The organism is Kitasatospora sp. NPDC052896 (assembly GCF_044547075.1).
In the GTDB taxonomy this organism is placed as follows: domain Bacteria; phylum Actinomycetota; class Actinomycetes; order Streptomycetales; family Streptomycetaceae; genus Kitasatospora.
On the sequence record NZ_JBITZU010000004.1, the window covers coordinates 183,512 to 200,904 of the forward strand.

Annotated in this window: 19 protein-coding genes and 1 pseudogene; 9 read left to right on the plus strand and 11 right to left on the minus strand. The window is 71.2% G+C overall.

The annotated features are described in order from the left end of the window. Positions 1 to 3: 3 nt before the first annotated feature. From ACIGXM_RS11685 to ACIGXM_RS11715, 7 genes are all read right to left on the minus strand, one after another. Positions 4 to 891, minus strand: a complete 888-nt coding sequence (locus ACIGXM_RS11685) for a C1 family peptidase (RefSeq protein ID WP_396559506.1) — start codon at positions 889 to 891, stop codon at positions 4 to 6. Positions 892 to 1,340: 449 nt separating this feature from the next. Further along, complete coding sequence (gene htpG, locus ACIGXM_RS11690) at positions 1,341 to 3,260, minus strand: molecular chaperone HtpG (protein WP_396559508.1); 1,920 nt, start codon at positions 3,258 to 3,260, stop codon at positions 1,341 to 1,343. A gap of 165 nt (positions 3,261 to 3,425) precedes the next feature. Further along, positions 3,426 to 4,307, minus strand: coding sequence for a metal ABC transporter permease (locus ACIGXM_RS11695; RefSeq protein WP_396559510.1), 882 nt, complete (start codon positions 4,305 to 4,307; stop codon positions 3,426 to 3,428). Beyond that, positions 4,304 to 5,224, minus strand: a complete 921-nt coding sequence (locus ACIGXM_RS11700) for a metal ABC transporter permease (protein WP_396559512.1) — start codon at positions 5,222 to 5,224, stop codon at positions 4,304 to 4,306. Before ACIGXM_RS11700 ends, ACIGXM_RS11695 begins: the two co-directional genes overlap by 4 nt. Continuing rightward, positions 5,208 to 6,149 carry a metal ABC transporter ATP-binding protein gene (locus tag ACIGXM_RS11705; protein WP_396559514.1) on the minus strand — a complete coding sequence of 314 codons (942 nt, stop codon included), beginning with the start codon at positions 6,147 to 6,149 and terminating at the stop codon, positions 5,208 to 5,210. Before ACIGXM_RS11705 ends, ACIGXM_RS11700 begins: the two co-directional genes overlap by 17 nt. Beyond that, positions 6,146 to 7,111 carry a metal ABC transporter solute-binding protein, Zn/Mn family gene (locus ACIGXM_RS11710; RefSeq protein ID WP_396559516.1) on the minus strand — a complete coding sequence of 322 codons (966 nt, stop codon included), beginning with the start codon at positions 7,109 to 7,111 and terminating at the stop codon, positions 6,146 to 6,148. The genes ACIGXM_RS11705 and ACIGXM_RS11710 overlap by 4 nt, the downstream gene beginning before the upstream one ends. Positions 7,112 to 7,234: 123 nt before the next feature. Next, entirely contained in the window at positions 7,235 to 8,671 is a 1,437-nt protein-coding gene (locus ACIGXM_RS11715) for an MFS transporter (protein WP_396559518.1), read from the minus strand. A 171-nt stretch (positions 8,672 to 8,842) separates the two neighbouring features. On the opposite strand from ACIGXM_RS11715, the gene ACIGXM_RS11720 reads away from it, so the two are divergent. Continuing rightward, positions 8,843 to 9,166, plus strand: a complete 324-nt coding sequence (locus tag ACIGXM_RS11720; RefSeq protein WP_396559520.1) for a nuclear transport factor 2 family protein — start codon at positions 8,843 to 8,845, stop codon at positions 9,164 to 9,166. A 13-nt stretch (positions 9,167 to 9,179) separates the two neighbouring features. On the opposite strand, the gene ACIGXM_RS11725 is transcribed toward ACIGXM_RS11720, so the two are convergent. Then, positions 9,180 to 9,767 carry a hypothetical protein gene (locus ACIGXM_RS11725; RefSeq protein WP_396559522.1) on the minus strand — a complete coding sequence of 196 codons (588 nt, stop codon included), beginning with the start codon at positions 9,765 to 9,767 and terminating at the stop codon, positions 9,180 to 9,182. Positions 9,768 to 9,943: 176 nt separating this feature from the next. Between ACIGXM_RS11725 and ACIGXM_RS11730 the strand changes: the two genes are divergently transcribed. From ACIGXM_RS11730 to ACIGXM_RS11740, 3 genes and pseudogenes are all read left to right on the plus strand, one after another. After that, the gene (locus ACIGXM_RS11730) at positions 9,944 to 10,573 is read left to right on the plus strand and encodes an alpha-ketoglutarate-dependent dioxygenase AlkB (protein ID WP_396559524.1); all 630 of its coding nucleotides are present in this window, start codon (positions 9,944 to 9,946) and stop codon (positions 10,571 to 10,573) included. 51 nt (positions 10,574 to 10,624) lie between these two features. After that, a pseudogene (locus ACIGXM_RS11735) lies at positions 10,625 to 10,921 on the plus strand (MFS transporter); the annotation flags it as partial. A gap of 35 nt (positions 10,922 to 10,956) precedes the next feature. After that, the gene (locus tag ACIGXM_RS11740; RefSeq protein ID WP_396559526.1) at positions 10,957 to 11,211 is read left to right on the plus strand and encodes an HAD family hydrolase; all 255 of its coding nucleotides are present in this window, start codon (positions 10,957 to 10,959) and stop codon (positions 11,209 to 11,211) included. A gap of 121 nt (positions 11,212 to 11,332) precedes the next feature. Here ACIGXM_RS11740 and ACIGXM_RS11745 read toward each other — a convergent pair whose 3' ends face one another. Then, positions 11,333 to 11,542 (minus strand): cold-shock protein, encoded by a 210-nt coding sequence (locus ACIGXM_RS11745; RefSeq protein ID WP_016571134.1) that lies wholly within the window; start codon positions 11,540 to 11,542, stop codon positions 11,333 to 11,335. Positions 11,543 to 11,861: 319 nt separating this feature from the next. Between ACIGXM_RS11745 and ACIGXM_RS11750 the strand changes: the two genes are divergently transcribed. Continuing rightward, on the plus strand, positions 11,862 to 12,041 hold the full coding sequence (locus ACIGXM_RS11750) for an ATP-binding protein (protein ID WP_396559529.1): 180 nt from the start codon (positions 11,862 to 11,864) through the stop codon (positions 12,039 to 12,041). Between the two features lie 520 nt (positions 12,042 to 12,561). On the opposite strand, the gene ACIGXM_RS11755 is transcribed toward ACIGXM_RS11750, so the two are convergent. Further along, positions 12,562 to 12,966, minus strand: coding sequence for a hypothetical protein (locus ACIGXM_RS11755; RefSeq protein WP_396559531.1), 405 nt, complete (start codon positions 12,964 to 12,966; stop codon positions 12,562 to 12,564). A gap of 571 nt (positions 12,967 to 13,537) precedes the next feature. Here ACIGXM_RS11755 and ACIGXM_RS11760 point away from each other — a divergent pair. Continuing rightward, positions 13,538 to 14,203: a maleylpyruvate isomerase family mycothiol-dependent enzyme gene (locus ACIGXM_RS11760; protein ID WP_396559533.1), complete on the plus strand. Its 666-nt coding sequence runs from the start codon at positions 13,538 to 13,540 to the stop codon at positions 14,201 to 14,203. A gap of 28 nt (positions 14,204 to 14,231) precedes the next feature. Here the strand turns inward: ACIGXM_RS11760 and ACIGXM_RS11765 are convergent, their stop codons facing one another. Next, positions 14,232 to 14,957, minus strand: coding sequence for a hypothetical protein (locus ACIGXM_RS11765; protein ID WP_396559535.1), 726 nt, complete (start codon positions 14,955 to 14,957; stop codon positions 14,232 to 14,234). On the opposite strand from ACIGXM_RS11765, the gene ACIGXM_RS11770 reads away from it, so the two are divergent. The 3 genes from ACIGXM_RS11770 to ACIGXM_RS11780 all read left to right on the plus strand — a co-directional run bounded on the left by ACIGXM_RS11770 (position 14,924) and on the right by ACIGXM_RS11780 (position 17,216). Next, positions 14,924 to 15,664: a Rieske 2Fe-2S domain-containing protein gene (locus ACIGXM_RS11770; RefSeq protein WP_396559537.1), complete on the plus strand. Its 741-nt coding sequence runs from the start codon at positions 14,924 to 14,926 to the stop codon at positions 15,662 to 15,664. The genes ACIGXM_RS11765 and ACIGXM_RS11770 overlap by 34 nt on opposite strands. 213 nt (positions 15,665 to 15,877) lie before the next feature. Further along, positions 15,878 to 16,291, plus strand: coding sequence for a MarR family winged helix-turn-helix transcriptional regulator (locus tag ACIGXM_RS11775; protein ID WP_396559539.1), 414 nt, complete (start codon positions 15,878 to 15,880; stop codon positions 16,289 to 16,291). A 166-nt stretch (positions 16,292 to 16,457) separates the two neighbouring features. After that, the gene (locus ACIGXM_RS11780; protein ID WP_396559541.1) at positions 16,458 to 17,216 is read left to right on the plus strand and encodes a class I SAM-dependent methyltransferase; all 759 of its coding nucleotides are present in this window, start codon (positions 16,458 to 16,460) and stop codon (positions 17,214 to 17,216) included. Positions 17,217 to 17,393: the final 177 nt, after the last annotated feature.

A 17,393-nucleotide genomic window follows, 5' to 3' on the forward strand; every position in this document is an offset into this window, starting at 1 on the left:
GGATCAGTAGACGCCGGAGCCGGTGGCGATCATCTTGCCGACCGCGTCGGCCTCCTCGATCTGGTTGGTGACGAACTTCCACGGCACGGTGAAGTAGCCGTTGTCACCCCACGAGCTGCCCCAGGAGTTGGCGATCTTCACGCCCTGGTCGTTGTAGCCGACGATGGCCACCTCGTGACCGCCCAGCGGCTGCCCGGCCAGCTCCGAATCGGTCGGGTAGTAGCTGTAGTTGGCGGCGGTGGAGGCATCGATGTCCTCCAGGCTCTGGTACACCTCGAAGGCGAAGACCACGGGCTCGCCCTGCGCGAGCGAACTCTTCACCTCGTTCACCAGGGCGTCACCGGTGTCCAGGGCGGTGTAGCCGGACAGCTTCCAGTTGGCCGCGTTCGCGGTCTCGTTGGCGTCGGGCTGGGTGGTGTAGTCGAAGTCGCCCTGCCAGTAGTCGGCCTTGGTGTCGAGGCCCTGCGTGGTCAGGATGTCGAAGTGCTGGTAGGCGTAGCTGCCCTGGTCGTCGCCCTGGGCGATCTGCGCGTAGGTGTACATCGGGGCGTGCGGGGCGCCCTTGATGCCCTGCTCGCCCTCCATGATGCCGATGGCGGAGTAGTCGATCGCCCACGCCACGCACGACCCGACCTGGCCCTGATCGCCCACGCTGGGAAGGTAGTTGCTGAGGTCCACGCTCGCGGGCAGGTCGGCGGCGAGCGCGTGCGGGGCGAGGGCGGTGTGGGTGTGGTCCCGGGCCGGGTCCAGCAACGCGCCGAGGGCGTAGTGGTGGTGACGGTGCGCCGGGGAGGCGGGGGCCGCGTCGGCCGCGGGGACGATCACCGAGCTGAGCGCTCCGGCTATCGCCAGGACCGCGATGGCGCGGCCGTAGGTGTTCTTCTCTGTCACTGCGTTGTTCCTTCTGTTGTGGGGGGACCCGTTCGGGGCGGCATGTGGGGGCCAGCCCGAAACAGAGCCGAACAGCGGCCGTGGGCCGCGGGGTTGGAAGGAGAACGTGCCAGAAGCAGCGGTGCGGTTGGTCTCGCCGAAGCGTCAGGCCGACGAACCGTCACCTGCCCGGTGGAGGCGACGCCGCCGACCGGATGTGACCCACCATAGGCTCTTATGACGAGGCCATGCCAGTTCATCAACTGGACATGGCCGGAACACGACAGCCGCCGCGGGGCAGGACGCGGCGAGGTTTGCGGGGGGATTCCCTGCTCGACGCGCCACCCGGGCGGACCGATCGACAGCGCAGCGGCGCCCGGCCGGCGCCGGAGAGCGGAACGGGGGCCGGCACGGCCATGTGAGCCGTGCCGGCCCCCGTTCCGGGACCGGTTGATCCAGCGCGCCGCGCGCTACAAGGTCCGCTCGAGGCGGTCCGCCACCAGCTTGATGAAGCGTGACGGATCGTTCAGCTCGCCGCCCTCGGCCAACAGTGCCATGCCGTAGAGGAGTTCGGCGGCTTCGGCGAGACCGGTGTCCTCCCCGCGCTCGGTGTGCGCCTTGTTGAGGCCGCTCACCAGCGCGTGACCGGGGTTGAGTTCGAGGATCCGCTTGATCCGCGGGACGTCCTGGCCCATCGCGCGGTACATGCTCTCCAGCGCCGGGGTCACGTCGTGGGTGTCCGAGACGATGCACGCGGGCGAGACGGTCAGCCGGGAGGAGAGCCGCACCTCCTTGACGCTCTCACCCAGTCGGTCCGTCATCCAGCCGAGCAGCCCGGCGTACTCCTGCTGCCGCTTCTCGCGCTCGGTCTCGGCCTCCTTCTTCTCCTCGTCGGTGCCGAGGTCGACCTCGCCCTTGGCGACCGACCGCAGCTGCCTGCCGTCGAACTCGGGGACGGCCTCGACCCACACCTCGTCGACCGGGTCGGTCAGCAGCAGGACCTCGATACCCCTGGCCCGGAACGCCTCCATGTGCGGGGAGTTCTCGATGGCCTGCCGGGACTCACCGGTCAGGTAGAAGACGTGCTCCTGCCCGTCCTTCATCCGCTCGACGTACTGCTTCAGGGTGGTCGGCGCCTCCTGGTCGTGCGTCGAGGCGAAGGAGGAGACGGCGAGGATGGCGTCCCGGTTCTCGAAGTCGCCGAGCAGGCCCTCCTTGAGGACGCGGCCGAACTCCCGCCAGAGCGTGGCGTAGCGCTCGGGGGCGTTGGCCATCATGTCCTTGATCGCGGACAGCACCTTCTTCGCCAGGCGGCGGTGCATCAGCTGGATCTGGCGGTCCTGCTGCAGGATCTCGCGGGACACGTTGAGCGAGAGGTCCTGCGCGTCGACGACACCCTTGACGAATCGCAGGTAGCCGGGCAGCAGCGCCTCGCAGTCGTCCATGATGAAGACGCGCTTCACGTAGAGCTGGACGCCGCGCTGGTAGCCCTGGGTGTACAGGTCGTGCGGCGCGTGCGCGGGGATGAAGAGCAGCGCCTGGTACTCGAAGGTGCCCTCCGCCTGCAGCCGGATGGTCTCCAGCGGATCCGTCCAGTCGTGGCTGATGTGCTTGTACAGCTCGTGGTACTCGGCGTCGGACACCTCGTCCCGCGAACGCGCCCACAGCGCCTTCATGGAGTTCAGGGTCTCCGGCTCGCGCGGGGCGGCGTCGTCGCCGTCCGCCGCATCCGCGGCGCCCTCGGCGGCCATCCGGATGGGCCAGGTGATGAAGTCCGAGTACCGCTTGACGATTTCCCGGATCTTCCAGCCGGACGTGTAGTCGTAGAGCCGGTCCTCGGTGTCCACGGGCTTCAGGTGGAGGGTGACCGCGGTGCCCTGCGGGGCCTCGGCCACGGTCTCGATGGTGTACGTGCCCTCGCCGCTCGACGTCCAGCGGGTGCCCGTGCTCTCGCCGGCGCGCCGGGTCAGCAGCGTGACCTCGTCGGCCACCATGAAGCTGGCGTAGAAGCCGACGCCGAACTGGCCGATCAGGCCCTCGGTCACGGTCGCGTCCTTGGCCTCCTTCAGCTCCCGCAGGAACTTCGCCGTGCCGGAGTTGGCTATCGTCCCGATGAGCTGGACCACCTCGTCGTGGGACATGCCGATGCCGTTGTCCCGCACGGTGAGCGTGCGGGCCTCCCGGTCGGCCTCGATGGCGACGTGCAGGTCGGACACGTCCGCACCGAGCGTGTCGTCGCGCAGGGCTTCGAGGCGCAGCTTGTCCAGCGCGTCGGAAGCGTTGGAGACCAGCTCGCGCAGGAACACGTCCTTGTTCGAGTAGATCGAATGGATCATCATCTGCAGAAGCTGACGCGCTTCCACCTGGAACTCGAACGTCTCAGCCGACATGACTCGCGATTCCTCCTCAGGTCACCAAGTGACGGGTTATGACCTGCAGCACTGTAGATCACCCGGCGGGCACTCAGCAGCACAACCGGCCACCTCCTGGTGAACGCCGACGCGCCCGCCGGCCGTTGGCCGACGGGCGCGCGAAGCAGTGCCGGCGCGGGCGCCTCAGCCGGCCGCCCCGGCCCCCGCCGGGAGCGCCCGGCCGCGCCCCGCCCGGCCGGGCCGGAGCAGGAAGGTCGCGCCGTACACCGCGGTCGCCGCCGCCATGATGCTGAAGCTCGGCGGCAGCGTGGGGAACTCGGCACTCAGCAGCAGCCCGGCCCACAGCTCGCCGACCGCGAAGGCCGCGGACAACGCCAGCCCGCGGAACGGCCGTTCGGTCAGTCGCAGCGCCGCGCCCGCCGGCGCGGCCAGCAGCCCGAGCAGCAACAGCGAGCCCACCGCCTGGGCGGCCTCCCCCGCGCACGCCCCGACCAGCGCCAGGAACCCGAAGCCGAGCATCCGCACCGGCACCCCGCGGGCCGCCGCGACCGCCTCGTCCAGGGTCGCGAAGAGCAGCGGCCGGGCGATCAGCAGCAGCGCCAGGCAGCAGCCGCCGGCGATCAGCACGGCGACCGTGGTCGCGCTGCCGTCCAGGCCGAAGATCGAGCCGAACAGCACGGTGGTCCCGGCCCCGCCCTGGCCGGAGCCGCTGCGCGAGGTGGTGTAGACGGTCAGGAAGAACGCGCCCAGCCCGAGGATCCAGGCGAAGGCACTGCCGATCACGACGTCGTCCGGCCGCCCGCGTCGACCCAGCCCGCCCAGCAGCAGGCCGACCCCGATGGTCGCCACGAAGAGGCCGAGCCGCAGGTCGTAACCGCCGGCCAGGGCGGCCATCGCGCCGGTGAACGCGACGTGGCTGAGCGCGTCGCCGGTGAAGATCTGCGCCCGCAGCACCAGGAAGTAGCCCACCAGCCCGCACGCCAGCGCGATGAACGTGCCGGCCAGCAGGGCGTGTTGGAAGAACGGTTGGGTCATGATGGCGGTACCGGCCAGCGAGCTGGTCACAGCGCACCCCCCGCCACCGCCGCGGTCGCCCGAGCGGTCCGCCCGGGCGACTCCCGTACCCAGCGCACCAGATGGGCCAGCACGTACCCGCCGAACGCGAAGGTCGTCACGAAGAAGCCCAGCGGGTACGGCTGGTAGTACGCGGCGAACAGGCCGAGCCAGCAGGCTCCGACGGCGAGCAGCACCGCGAGCAACAGCCCCAGCCCCGGCCGCGCGGTCAACTGCTGCGCGGTCGCGGCCGGTATCACCATCAGCGCGAAGACCAGCAGCGTGCCGGTGATCTGGCTGGCCTCCGCGGTGGCCGCTCCCAACAGCACCAGGAAGACCACGGAGAGCAGCCGCACGCGCACCCCGCGGCCGACCGCGACCTCCGGGTCGATCGAGGCGAACAGCAGCGGGCGCCCGATCAGCGCCAGCACCCCGAGCACCACCGCGGCCACCACCGCCAGCACCAGCACCTGGTCGCTGGTGATGCCCAGGAAGCTGCCGAACAGCAGCGCCTCCGGTCCCTCCAGCAACCCCTTGTAGAGGGTGAGGAAGAGGAACCCGCAGGCCAGCGCGAAGGCCTGGACGGTACCGGTGCCGGCCGACTCCTCCGCGCCACCCGACCGGCCGCGCCGGCCGAGCGCGGCGATCACCAGCGCGGCGGCCACGCAGAAGCCGAAGTAGCCCAGCGAGACGCTCACCCCCAGCAGGGTGGCCAGCGCGGCACCGGGGAAGGCCGCCACGGAGAGGGTGTGCCCGGCGAAGGTCTGCCGGCGCAGCACCATGAACCAGCCCACCACGGCCGAGACCGCCCCCACGACGGCCCCGGCCCGGTAGGCGTTCACCATGAACACGTACGACCACATGTCCTGGAAGTCGGCGACCAGGTTCCAGGAGAACACCGGCCCCGACCCGTCAGCCAGCAGCGTCATCACCGTCTCCGCTCCGCTGCGCGACGACCTGCGCGACCACCGGCGTCGTGTCCGCGTGCCGGTCGCCGTGCCGCGCGGGCGCCTCCGGCTGGCCGACCACGACCAGCCGGCCGCCCGCGGTGCGCAGCACCTCGACCGGGGTGCCGTACAGCCGGGTGAGCGTCTCCGAGGTGATCACCTGCTCCGGCGTGCCGGCCACCGCGCCACCCTCGGCCAGGTAGACCACCCGGTCCAGCTGGTGCAGGATCGGGTTGACGTCGTGGGCCACCATGACCACCGACACCCCCTCCTGGTGGCAGATCCTCCCCAGCAGCGCCGCCACGGCGCTCTGGTTCGGCAGGTCGAGGCTGTCCAACGGCTCGTCCAACAGCAGCAGCCGGGGCCGGCGCACGAGCGCCTGGGCGATCAGCAGTCGCTGCTGCTCGCCGCCCGAGCACTGTCCGATCGGCCGGTGCGCGTACGCCGTGGCGCCGACCAGCTCGATCACCTCGGCGATCCGCTCGTGCTCGGCGCGCCGGCGTGCGGTACGCAGGCCGGGCAGCGGGATCCCCCACCGGTCACCGTCCAGGCCGAGCCGGACCACGTCGATGCCGCGGATCCGCAGGCCGGGGTCGAAACTGCGCCGCTGCGGCAGGTAGCCCACCAGGGCATTGGCGACCCCGGGCTGGGCGCCGAGCACCCGCACCTCGCCGGCCGCCGCCGGCAGCACCCCGAGCAGCACCTTGACCATGGTGGACTTGCCCACCCCGTTCGGGCCGAGCACGGCGGTGAACTCGCCCGGGCCGACCGTGAGGTCGACTCCGGACCAGAGGGTCCGTCCGCCCACCCGCACCGCCACCCCGCGCAGCGCGAGCACCGGGTCGGTGCCGGGCTTGGCGACCGGCGCCGTCGTGGGGTCCGCGCCGAGGACCGACTGCCGGCTCATTTGCCCGTCGCCTGGTGCAGTGCGGCCTCGATGCCCTGGAGCTCCTGGGTCTGCCAGGCCTGGAAGGTCGCGTTCGCGGGAGCCAGCGTCTCGGTGACCGTGGCGACCGGGATGCCCTGGGCCTTGGCGGCGCTCACCTGGGCCATCACGTCGGGGTCGGAGTTCTGCGTGTTGTAGACGTAGATCTTGATCTGCTTGGTGGCGATCTGCTGGTCGATCAGGGCCTTGTCGCCGGCGGTCGGGTCGGTGCCCTCGCTCTCGGCGTCCAGGAAGGTCTCCGGGGTGAGCATCTTGAGGCCCAGGGTCTCGGCCAGCGGGGTCACGATGGACTCCGAGGCGCCGATCGGCGTGCCCGCGTACTTCGCCTTGATGTCGGATTCCAGCTGGTTGTACTGGGCCAGCGTGGTGGTCTCGAAGGTCTGCTTCTGGTCGGCGAAGTACGCCGAGTCGGCCGGGTCGATCTTCTGGTAGTCGGCGGTTATCTGGTCGATCACCTGGTGGAGGCTGTCCGCCGAGTACCACTGGTGCGGGTTGTCCCCGGGCTTCTTGCCGAGCAGGTCACCGACCTTGAGCACGGTCCGCCCGCTCACCTGGCTGTCGGCGAGCAGCTTGTCGGACCAGGCGTCGTAGCCGATCCCGTTGGTGATCACGAACGATGCGCCGGTGACCGTCCGGGCGTCGGCGGTGGTCGGCTCGTAGGAGTGCGGGTCGGTGTCCGGGTTGGTGACGATGCTGGTCACCTTCACGTGGTCACCGCCGAGCTGGCTCGCGATGCTGCCCCAGAAGTTCTCCGCCGCGGCGACCTGGATCACCTTGCCGCCGCCCGTGGAGCCGGCCGCGCTCCGCGCCGGGGAGGCGGTGGAGCAGGCACTCGTGGTCGCCGCGAGGGTCGCGACGGCGGCGGCGCCGATCGCCAGCCGTGCGACGGGCCGACGGCCGGGACGGGACAGGGGGACGCGCATGGGGTGGGGACTCCTCGGGAGCGGCGGACCCCGACTGAGCGGTGTCCGGCACGGTTCGACACCACTCACGCTAGTCAGAAACGATTTTCAGAACCAGCCCAGCTGTCATAATGCTGATAATCATTACCAAAACTTGACGGACAACCGCAGCGGAACGGTCGTGACCAGCGCCAACGCGGCGAAGCCCAGCAGCACGAACCCGGCGGCCCGCAGCCCCCCGTCCCCCGCGGCCAGGTGCAGGGCCAGCGTCACGGCGGCGACCCCGATCGCGGTGCCCAGACCGCGGGTCATGTTGACCATGCCGCCCCCGGTCCCCGCCGAGCCGGCCGGGATGGCCCGCATCACCAGGGTGTTGTTGGCCGGGATCAACACCCCCAGCGCCAGCCCGAGCAGCGCCAGCGACCAGGGCAGCGTGCCGGCCCGCAGCGGCAGCACCACGAGCAGCGCCAGCGCCACCAGACAGCCGGCCGCCCCGATCCGGCTGCGCCGCAGGTCGGACCAGCCCGCCGGGAGCAACCGCTCGGCGGTGGTGGCGGCGACCGCGAAGCCGACCGGCAGCGCGGTCAGCACCAGCCCGGTGGTCAGCGGCGCCGTACCGTGCCGGGCCAGCGCGACCGGGACCAGCACCAGCGGTCCGAAGAGCACCAGGTAGCCGCAGAGCCCGGCGAGCAGGCCCGGACCGATCCGCCCGGCCCGCAGCAGCGCGAGGTCCAGCAGCGGCCGCGGGCAGCTGCGCTGCCGTCGGACGAACGCCCAGCCGGCCAGGCCGGCGATCAGCACCAGCCCGAGCACCGTCCAGAGCGGCAGACCGAGCCCGGAGGCCACCGAGAGCGCGAGCAGGGCCGCCGTGCTGGAGCAGGCCAGCAGCAGCACGCCCCGCACGTCTATTCGCCCGTGGTCCGCGCCCTGGCGGGTGCGCGGCAGCAGGTAGTGGCCGCCGACCAGGGCCAGCACGCCGATCGGCACGTTGACCAGGAAGACCCAGCGCCAGCCCAGGGTGTCCACCAGCGCACCGCCGACGGTCGGCCCGAGTGCCAGGCCGAGCGCCTGGCCGGCCGCCTGGATCCCGAGCGCGCCACGCATCCGGTCCGCCGGCGCGCTGGTGGTCACCAGGGCGACGCTGTTGGCCTGCATCAGCGCGGCACCCACCGCCTGCACCACCCGGAACCCGACCAGCGCGGCCAGCCCCGGTGCCAGGCCGCAGGCGGCCGAGGCGGCCGTGAAGACCGCGAAGCCGTACAGGTAGAACAGCTTGCGGCCGTGCACGTCGGAGAGCCGGCCGACCGGGACCAGCAGCGCGACCAGGGCCAGCAGGTAGGCCAGCGAGACCCACTCGACCCCGGCCAGACCGCTGTGGAACTCCTCGCGCAGCGGCTGGTAGGTGAGGGTCACGATGCTGGCGTCCAGCTGCCCCATGAAGGCACCGAAGCAGACCGTGGCCACCGCCAGCCGCCAGGCCGCGGGGTGCCGGCGGATCAGCTCCGGCCGGGGCCGCTCGGTGGTGAGCAGGGCACGCAGCCCGGGCACGGCAGGAGACGGGGGGACACGGTGCTCGCGCATGTGTTCACATTACATCGGTGACCGAGCTATTCGGTAGCAGATGCGTTCGCCCCGACGAGAGGCCCGTCACCCGGGGCCGACCACCTGGACGGCGCACGCTCCCGCGACCCGCTCCCGATCGTGCGTTTGACTGGACGGCACCGCCCCCACCAACCCGACCCGGGAGTCCCCATGGCCATCTCACCCGACCAGCTCTCCGACCCGACCGTCCGCGCCTTCGTCGGCGCGGTCAACAGCGGCGACCGCCAGGCCTTCTTCAAGCTGCTCGCCGACGGCGCCACGATGTCCGACGACGGCAGCGACCGCGACCTCGACGCCTGGGTGGACCGGGAGATCTTCTCCTCCAACGGCCGGATGGCGGTCGAGCAGGAGTCGAAGGACGGCCGGAAGCTGGTCGCCCGCTTCACCAACGAGACCTGGGGGGAGATGCGCACCCGCTGGCAGTTCGAGATCGCCGACGGCCGGATCAGCCGCTTCGACACCGGCCAGGCCTGAGGCCCGGCGGCCTTCAGGCCGCGCCGTACCAGTCCCAGGCCAGGTCCGCGTCCGGCAGCTCCAGGTGCCGCGAGGCGAGCGGGATCAGCGGCCGCTCGGTCCACACCGTGCTGTCGTTGCTCCGGATCCCCAGCACCGTACGGGCATGGTCGGTGTTGGACACCAGGACCATCACCGTCTCCTTGCGCAACGTTTCGAACACCACCGGATCCGGGTCCGCCAGCGCGGCCCGGATCCGCTCCCGGTCGGCCAGCCGCAGCCGGCCGGCACCCAGGTGACCCAGCGGCCGGACCGCCGCGGTGGACGGCGCCTTGCTCCGGGACAGCATGATCATCGGCATCAGGGTGGGCAGCCCACCCGGATCGGCCACCCCCTCCAGCTGTGCGGACCGGTAGACGGCCAGCCCCAGCAGGGTCCGGACCGCCTCCAGGTCGGCACCCGCCACCCGCGGATCGTGCCCGGCCGACCAGTCCGCCATCCGGCGCGCCCAGTACATCGCCACGTCCAGCGCGGCGGCCGGACCGAGCACCGCCGCGTCGGCCTCCCACCAGCGCTGCGGGTCGTCCTCCGCGGTCTCCAGCTCCGGCTCCAGCTCGTGCACGACGGCCTCCTCGCCTCGGTCTGCCCGCACCGAATCTAGCGCGGCCGACGGGTGCCCCGAGGGCCGATCCGGACAGCCGGCCCCGACCGCCACCAGCCCCCGCACAGCTGTACGAGGGACCGTACACATGACCGCATGTTCGAACACCCGTTCCTATTCGGGCGTACCCTGATGCCATGACCACGCACCTCCAGGGATCGCTCTTCGCGGCGGCCGACCAGCTCGGCCTCGGCCCGCTGAGCGCCGCCCGCCGGACGGTGCTCGGCCAGGGCGCGTGGCTGGACGTCCTGCCGGGCTGGCTGAGCGGCGCGGACGCCCTGTTCGAACACCTCGTCGTCCACGTCCCCTGGCAGGCCGAGCGGCGCCGGATGTACGAGCGGGTGGTGGCCGTCCCCCGGCTGCTCGCCCACTACGGAGAGGACGACCCGCTCCCCCACCCCGTGCTGGCCGAGGCCCGCGCGGCGCTCAGCGCGCACTACGCCGCCGAGCTGGGCGAGCCCTTCCGCACCGCCGGCCTCTGCTACTACCGCGACGGCCGGGACAGCGTCGCCTGGCACGGCGACACCATCGGCCGCGGCGCCCACGAGGACACCATGGTCGCGATCCTCTCGGTCGGCGAACCGCGCCCGCTGCTGCTCCGCCCCCGGCACGGCGGCGGTCCCACCGTGCGCCGTTCGCTGGGCCACGGCGACCTGCTGGTGATGGGCGGCTCCTGCCAGCGCACCTGGGAGCACGCGGTGCCGAAGACCACCCGGCCGGTCGGCCCACGGATCAGCGTCCAGTTCCGCCCGCGCGGCGTGCGCTGACCGCCCGTCACCCGTTCGGGGGATGCCGCGGTTGCCGCCCGGGGCCACGGGATGACGTGCACCCATGCGACAGCAGAACCCGCCGGGGGCGCCCCTGGAGAGCCCCCACGCCCCGGTGCCGGACGGCCGGTGCTGCGGACCAGGATCCCCGCCCGGCTCGACCGGCTGCCCTGGTCCGGCTGGCACTGGCGGATCGTCGTCAGCCTGGGCACGGTCTGGATCCTGGACGGCCTGGACGTCACCATCGTCGGCAACATGACCGGCCGACTCGCCGAGCACGGCAGCGGCCTGGCGAACTGCGCCGCCCAGGTCACCACCTGGGCGGCCGCGCTCTACGTGGCCGGAGCCTCGCATCCTCCGCTTCCGGGCGGGACCTGACTGCCATGCGCCGCGCACTGGATGCCGACGACGTGGATGCCAGCAACCCCGCCCCCGACCTCGTCCACGCCGCTCTGGCCAAAGCTGGCGCGAAGCCGGGTGAGGCCCTGTTCATCGGCGACACCCCGTGGGACGTGCCAGCGTCGGCGAACTCCTCGCCGGCCTCGATGGCAGCGCCCTCGAGGACCCGGCTCGCTACACGGCCGGAGGTTGCCGCTGTCTCGTCGCACCCGAGCTTGAGCAGTCTCATCGATCCTTGAGCGGTCGTACCATGTCCGCCCCACAACCCTCACGAAGCGTCGCCGCCGTGCAGGCCGAGGGGGCGACTCCAGATGGGGACCGGGCAGGCTGCGCCCGGCCCCATACCGGCGGCAGCGTGGCCTACTGCTCGAGAACCACGACGTTCTCGGCCTGTGGTCCCTTCGCCCCCTGCACCAGGTCGTATTCGACCCTGTCGTTGTCCATGAGGGATTTGAAGCCGTGGGACTGGATCGCAGAAAAGTGCACGAAGACGTCCGGCCCGCCGTCGTCCTGGCTGATGAATCCGAATCCCTTGTCCGCGTTGAACCACTTCACGGTTCCTGTCGCCATCGCACATCCCTCACGCCGAGTGTCCACTGCTCGGCTTATGTTCCCCCGGCCGGGCCGCCACGAACCCTGTGATCACTTGGGGTGAGCCGAGGGCACTCTGATCTGCACACGCAATGTCCGGTGAGACGAACCGTGGGTCGTTAGGTACAGGCCCGGGGGTCCGCACGCAGCGCGGTTGCGTTCGAACCAGCGTGCCGCCTCGACGTCGTTGTGCTGCTGACTCTCGCCTAGTGGCTCTCCGGTACCGGGGGTGTAACGCCTCACCAGCGGGGCAGGCGCCCGGGCCAGAGCGCGCCACCCGTCAGGCGAGGGCGGGCGGTTGCGCATCCAGGTCACCGACGGCAGTGCCGTTCCACCTCACCTGCGCCCTGGACACCTGCCCGATCAGATCGGCGGCCACGGCCTGCACATCGTCGACCAGCTAGCCGACCGCTGGGGCGTCACCCCCGAGTTGACCGGGAAGACCGTGTGGAGCGAGCTAGGCGCGGAGTTGCACTGAATGCATCATTCGGCAGCTGCGAGGCAGGGCCGTGGCCTGTGGTTTTCGAAGTGCACGACGACGGTGTCGCTCGCGTGGTGTCGTTCGGCGTAAGGCGTGACGTGCCATCGCGTAACTGATTCAACATCGTTGCGTTGAATGCAACCCGTTGACGGCGTGGTCCATCTGGACCCGGAGACCGCCGTGCGGGGATTCCGACGCTCGACCCGCTCGACGTGGGGGACCACGGGTGCTGGCTGGTTGAACCCGACGATCGACCGACCGCGCACACGCCGACCGCACTCCCGACGCCCGGCCGGTCTGTCGCGACTGCGTTCCCTGACCACCGCTGGCCTCAGCAGCCTCGTGGCCGGGTACCCCGCAGCCTCATCCAGTGCCAGAGCGCTCGGATCCCGGGCCGCGTTCCCGACGAGGGGCCATCCACGGTGGTGTCCCTGGCCCGGATCAGGCCGGTAGCGGGAGTGAGCCTGGGCGGCCATCCCGACAGCGGCTGAACTGGTCTCCCAGACGCCGTGGGTCGTCAGGACTCCGCCTCCTCCTGCTCCACGCCGCCCAGCAGGACCCTGACCACCTCGTGGCCCGCCTCATCGCGGCGCACCACCACTTCGACCTGCGGGACCGTGGTGCGCAGCTGCATCTCCATCACCCACAAGCCGTCGTTCGCGGCTGCCTCGACGAGCAGGGGGTGGGCGCGCACCGCAGCCGTCGCCTGCTGGTAGGCGTCGCGGAGTTCGTGCCAGCGGGTGTTCTGCTCCTCGGGCCACTTCACCCGCTCCGCCACTTGGTCGTGGGCCGGAAACAGCATGCGGCGCTCGACCGCCACCGTGCACACGAAGACGTCCAGGGCGCGCCGTGCCGCCACGCGGGCTCGTTCCAGATCCAGCAGGTCCTCGGGCAGGTCCGTCGCCTCGGAGTCCTCGCTCATGGTTCTCGATCCTTCTGTCGCTCCCGTGTCCGGTGCTGGATGGCGCCCCCAGGCGCGGGTTCGTGCTCCACCTGCCTGGCCGCCTCGGGCCACCGGAGGGCGGCCAGGGTGGCCTGGGCCCGGACGGTCGGCCAGAGGTGCCTCGCCCACTCCCAGCGCGGCCAGCCCCCGGCGGTCGTCGGGCGACCAGAGGCGCTCGGAGCGCGGCCGCCCGCCGGCGCTTCCCCGGCTGGTGACCTCCACCGTTACCTGCCGACCTGACAGCAGTGCGGACGAACCCGCTGTCCACCGGGATGGAGGTGATCGTTCCCGCCGCCAGAAGTCGCTCCGAGGTAGGTGGTGAGCGGATTCTTCCCCTTCCAGTGACCTGAGTCAGAGATTCGGTGGCAATAGGTGGCAATAGATGGCGACTTTGTCGAGGGTTTCGTCGGCTGTCTGCGCAAGCTGATCGGTCGCCGCGCAAGGCTGGCGGAGGCTGCGGAGGATGCGCCGTGGCTTCACGCGTGCGAGGCTTCGCTCCGCCGGTGCCGGATCGGCGCTCGCCCGTCTACCGCACAGGAGCAGTGCCCGCATGCCACCGTCGATACCGACCGACAGCCCCCGACCCGCGACCGGCATCTGGGGGCAGATCCACACCGAGCGGGCCGCCCTGGCCGCCGACCTGGCGGGCCTGGGCGAGGGGCAGTGGGCCATCCGGTCCCTCTGCGACCGGTTCACCGTCCGCGAGGTGCTCGCGCACATGACCGCGGGGGCGAGCCTCACCCCGGTGCGGTGGATGGCGGGTGTGATCCGCTGCCGCTTCCACTTCGACCGGCAGGTCGCCCTGCGGCTGGCCGAGCAGATGGGCGCCGCTCCGGACGAGACGCTCGCACGGTTCCGCCGGGTGATCACCAGCACGACCAAGCCGCCCCTGCCGAGAGTGGCGATGCTTGGGGAGACCGTGGTGCACGCGGAGGACATCCGCCGGCCGCTCGGCATCGAGCGCGACTACCCGGTCGACACCCTGACCGCCCTGGCCACCTACTACCAGGGCTCCGACCTGCCCGTCCTCTCCAAGAGGCGCGCCGCCGGCCTGCGGCTGACGGCCACCGACGGCCCCTTCGCCGCTGGTGACGGCCCACGGGTGTCCGGCACCACCCTGGCCCTGGTCATGGCGATGGCCGGCCGCGCGCCCTACTGCGACCAGCTCGACGGCGAAGGGGTCACCACCCTGCGCGAGCGCCAGGCGATGGCCTGACCGCAGGGCCGTCTCGTCGGGGTCCCAGCTACAGCTCGCGGTTGTCCCGCACCCAGGCGTCCACCTCGGCCCACTGAGCCAACAGCCAGTCGGTCCGTGCCTCCGGCCCGACCGGCAGCTCCGCCGCAGGGATCCGCCACCAGCGGGCCCGGACCGGGTGCCGCAGTGGCAGGCCGCGCCAGACGGCCCCGACCGAGTCCATCGCGTCGAGACCGGTGTGCGCGACGAAGACGATGTCGGCCCGTGGCGCCGCGGCCATGGCAGCCAGCGGGCCCGCGGTCATCGGAGGCAGCACGTGGCGGCTGCGGGAGGCGTAGGCGGCCCGGCGCACCTCGCCGTGCCGCCGTAGCCACCGTACGGCCCGGGCACGGCGCCCCTGGGTGAATTTTCCGCCCTCCGGAAAGATCACCAATGCGTCCCGGTCGCCGAGGTCGGCTGCCAGCCGCCCGATCCCGGCGACCACCTCATCCCTGCCGTGCCCGGCGGGGACGAAGCAGGTGGGCAGCGTGCCGAGCAGGACGTCCAGGCACGGGTCCAGCCGTAGCACCTTCTTGAGCACGATCCGCGGCCGGTAGCCGACCAGCGTCATCAGGGTCTCGATCAGGAGGAGCGAATCGCCCGGCCCGGCGCGCCGGGCGAAGACCAGCAGGCCACCGGACGCGTTTCCGTTGTCGACCGGTACGGGGTGCGGCGTGATGTCCAGCCGCAGGCCGAAGAGCCGTGTGCCGCCACGGCCGTCCCCTGGGACACCCACTGCATCCGGCTCTCGTCCAACTGCCGGTCGGCGCCTGGCTTTCCGCAGCCGTTCTCGACTGCGTTCCCGGCTCCGAGTACGCCGCACGGGTCCTCGTCGCGGTCGGCGTCGTCACCGCCGCCCCCGCGGCGCTGACCGACTGGGCCGACTGGGCCGAGCAGCAGATGCGCACCGGCCTGCTGCACGCCGTGTCGATGGCGGCTGCGGTGGGCCTCTACGGCGTGTCGTGGGCGGCCCGCTCGCGCGGCCGCAACGTGCCGGGTCACGTGCTCGGCTTCGCCGGACTGGCCGCAGTCGGCGGCGGGGCGATGGTCGGCGGCCACCTCGCCTATCGTCAGGCCGCCGGCGTGAACAAGACGGAGCCCGTCCCCCACCTGGTCGAGCCCGGCTGGCACACCCTCGGGCCCATCACGCGGTTCACTGTCGGTGAGGCATCGCGCCGGGTGGTCGGCGAGGTACCGGTCCTGGTGGTGCGGGAAGCCGACAACGTGTTCCATGTCCTGGCCGACCGGTGCAGCCACTTCTCCGGTTCCCTCTCGGAGGGCGAGGTCACCGATGGCTGCGTGACGTGCCCCTGGCACGGCAGCGTCTTCCGCCTCTTGGACGGCTGGAACGTGGACGGCCCGGCCACCGCCCCGCAGCCGTGGTTCGCCACCCGAACGGACAGCAACGGCAACCTTCAAACGCGCCTTCCCGAGGCCGGCTGACCAGACCGGCCACACGGCCAACAGGCGGCGAGGGCCGGGAGAAGTCCAGCAGGTCCGCGGCCCGCAACTCTGCCAACAGCACCTCGTGCAAGCGCTGCCGAGGCCGAGGAGGAAGCACGCATCGCGCGAGCTCCCAGTTAGCGACTTGACCATTAAGGCCTTAACTGTTAACTTCGAGATATGGACACACCGGGAGAAACTCCTACCAGCCCGTTGGAGAAGCTCAAGCTGATCAACTGGGCTCAGCTGCAGGCGGGGCAGGAATGGATTCGATCCCGCGGGCTCAGTGTGCAGCAGGCGTTCGTACTCGACTACCTCGCAGGCCATCCCGGTGCCATCCAGCGCGATATCGCCGAGGCGACACGGACGAGCGCCGCGAATGTCTCCGGTGTGCTGCGCGGCCTGGAAGCACGTCACCTGGTCGAGCGTCGCTTCGAGGACGACGACCGAAGCAAACGCGTCTTCGCCACGGACACCGGCATCGAGCTCATCTCCGGACATGAGGAGGCGATGATCGCCGTGGACGAGTCGATCCTCGCGCCCCTCACCCTCGACGAGCGCGCCACTCTCCAGGCCCTCCTCGCCAAAATCACCGCCGGCCTGCCGCACCACGGCAACGAGTCCTGACGCGTAACGCGTCGAAACCGGCGCACCCTCTCATCACACCTCGCGTCGGCACAGGTCGACGCGCGCCCGGGCCTGCCCGGACAGGAACGGAGCCACCTCATGACCACGCAAGCAGGCCAGACCCTGACCATGATCCGCGAGGTGTGCGCCCTGGGACGCGTCGAGCATGACCGCCCCCCGCACCCCCGAAGGCGACCCCGACGCCGGCCGCGCGCTCGTCAAGGGCCTCCAAGCCCTCGACCAGGACGGCGAGCCCAGCGACATCTCCCTGTCCCTGGACCTGCTGGCGCCCCGCGCCCCGTACTTCGATCAGCTCGTCCTGGACGCCGTCAAGGCCGGAGTGCGCCAGGTCGTCAACCTCGGCGCCGGCTACGACGACCGCGCTCTGCGCTTTCGGCACACCGGAGTCCAGTTCTTCGAACTGGACCTGCCCGACGTCATCGCCGACAAGGCGCGCCGCCTCGATGCCCTCGACACCGACACCACCCACGTCGCCCTCACCGAAGTGGACTTCGCGACCGACGACGTCGCCACCATCCTGGCCCGCGCCGGTCACGACGCCCAGCAGCCGACTCTCTTCATCGCCGAGCACCTCGTGCTGTTCCTGACGCCGGACGACGTGGCCCGACTCATCGCCGGCGTCTCCCAGCGTGCCGCCAGGGGCAGCACGCTGGCCCTGACCGCCGAAGTACACCCCGCGGGCCTCGACTCCACGCTCGTCGTCTCGACGGTGGACAACGTGATGTTCACTGGCGCCAGCCCCCTGCACACCATCAAGTCTCGTGACGCCTGGCTCACCCTCCTCGACCAGCACGGCTGGCAGGTTCACGATGCGGCCAAGGTGACGGTGGTCAACCACTTCGAGCTGCCCATGACCGAGAAGCCCGCTCAGATCCAGACGCAGTTCCTCACCGCAACCGCGTGACAGGAGCACAGGCTCCGCGTCTCGGCCCGCCTGTCGTCAGGCGATCGTTTGACGACAGGCGTCCGGCGCGTCCAATGAACCCGTGCAATCCGGGGGTTCGCGGCAGCTCGAATCCAATCAGATCCGATGGTGATTGCTGACAGGGTTTGACGACAGATAGGGTCCGATCCTCCGCAC

What these genes read in the sequence shown, in the direction of transcription:
- ACIGXM_RS11760 (WP_396559533.1), top strand. Translation starts at nt 13,538, where the DNA reads ATGCCACCGTCGATACCGACCGACAGCCCCCGACCCGCGACCGGCATC.
- ACIGXM_RS11755 (WP_396559531.1), bottom strand. Translation starts at nt 12,966, where the DNA reads ATGAGCGAGGACTCCGAGGCGACGGACCTGCCCGAGGACCTGCTGGAT.
- ACIGXM_RS11705 (WP_396559514.1), bottom strand. Translation starts at nt 6,149, where the DNA reads ATGAGCCGGCAGTCGGTCCTCGGCGCGGACCCCACGACGGCGCCGGTC.
- ACIGXM_RS11730 (WP_396559524.1), top strand. Translation starts at nt 9,944, where the DNA reads ATGACCACGCACCTCCAGGGATCGCTCTTCGCGGCGGCCGACCAGCTC.
- ACIGXM_RS11710 (WP_396559516.1), bottom strand. Translation starts at nt 7,111, where the DNA reads ATGCGCGTCCCCCTGTCCCGTCCCGGCCGTCGGCCCGTCGCACGGCTG.
- htpG (WP_396559508.1), bottom strand. Translation starts at nt 3,260, where the DNA reads ATGTCGGCTGAGACGTTCGAGTTCCAGGTGGAAGCGCGTCAGCTTCTG.
- ACIGXM_RS11745 (WP_016571134.1), bottom strand. Translation starts at nt 11,542, where the DNA reads ATGGCGACAGGAACCGTGAAGTGGTTCAACGCGGACAAGGGATTCGGA.
- ACIGXM_RS11715 (WP_396559518.1), bottom strand. Translation starts at nt 8,671, where the DNA reads ATGCGCGAGCACCGTGTCCCCCCGTCTCCTGCCGTGCCCGGGCTGCGT.
- ACIGXM_RS11740 (WP_396559526.1), top strand. Translation starts at nt 10,957, where the DNA reads ATGCGCCGCGCACTGGATGCCGACGACGTGGATGCCAGCAACCCCGCC.
- ACIGXM_RS11780 (WP_396559541.1), top strand. Translation starts at nt 16,458, where the DNA reads ATGACCGCCCCCCGCACCCCCGAAGGCGACCCCGACGCCGGCCGCGCG.
- ACIGXM_RS11700 (WP_396559512.1), bottom strand. Translation starts at nt 5,224, where the DNA reads ATGACGCTGCTGGCTGACGGGTCGGGGCCGGTGTTCTCCTGGAACCTG.
- ACIGXM_RS11720 (WP_396559520.1), top strand. Translation starts at nt 8,843, where the DNA reads ATGGCCATCTCACCCGACCAGCTCTCCGACCCGACCGTCCGCGCCTTC.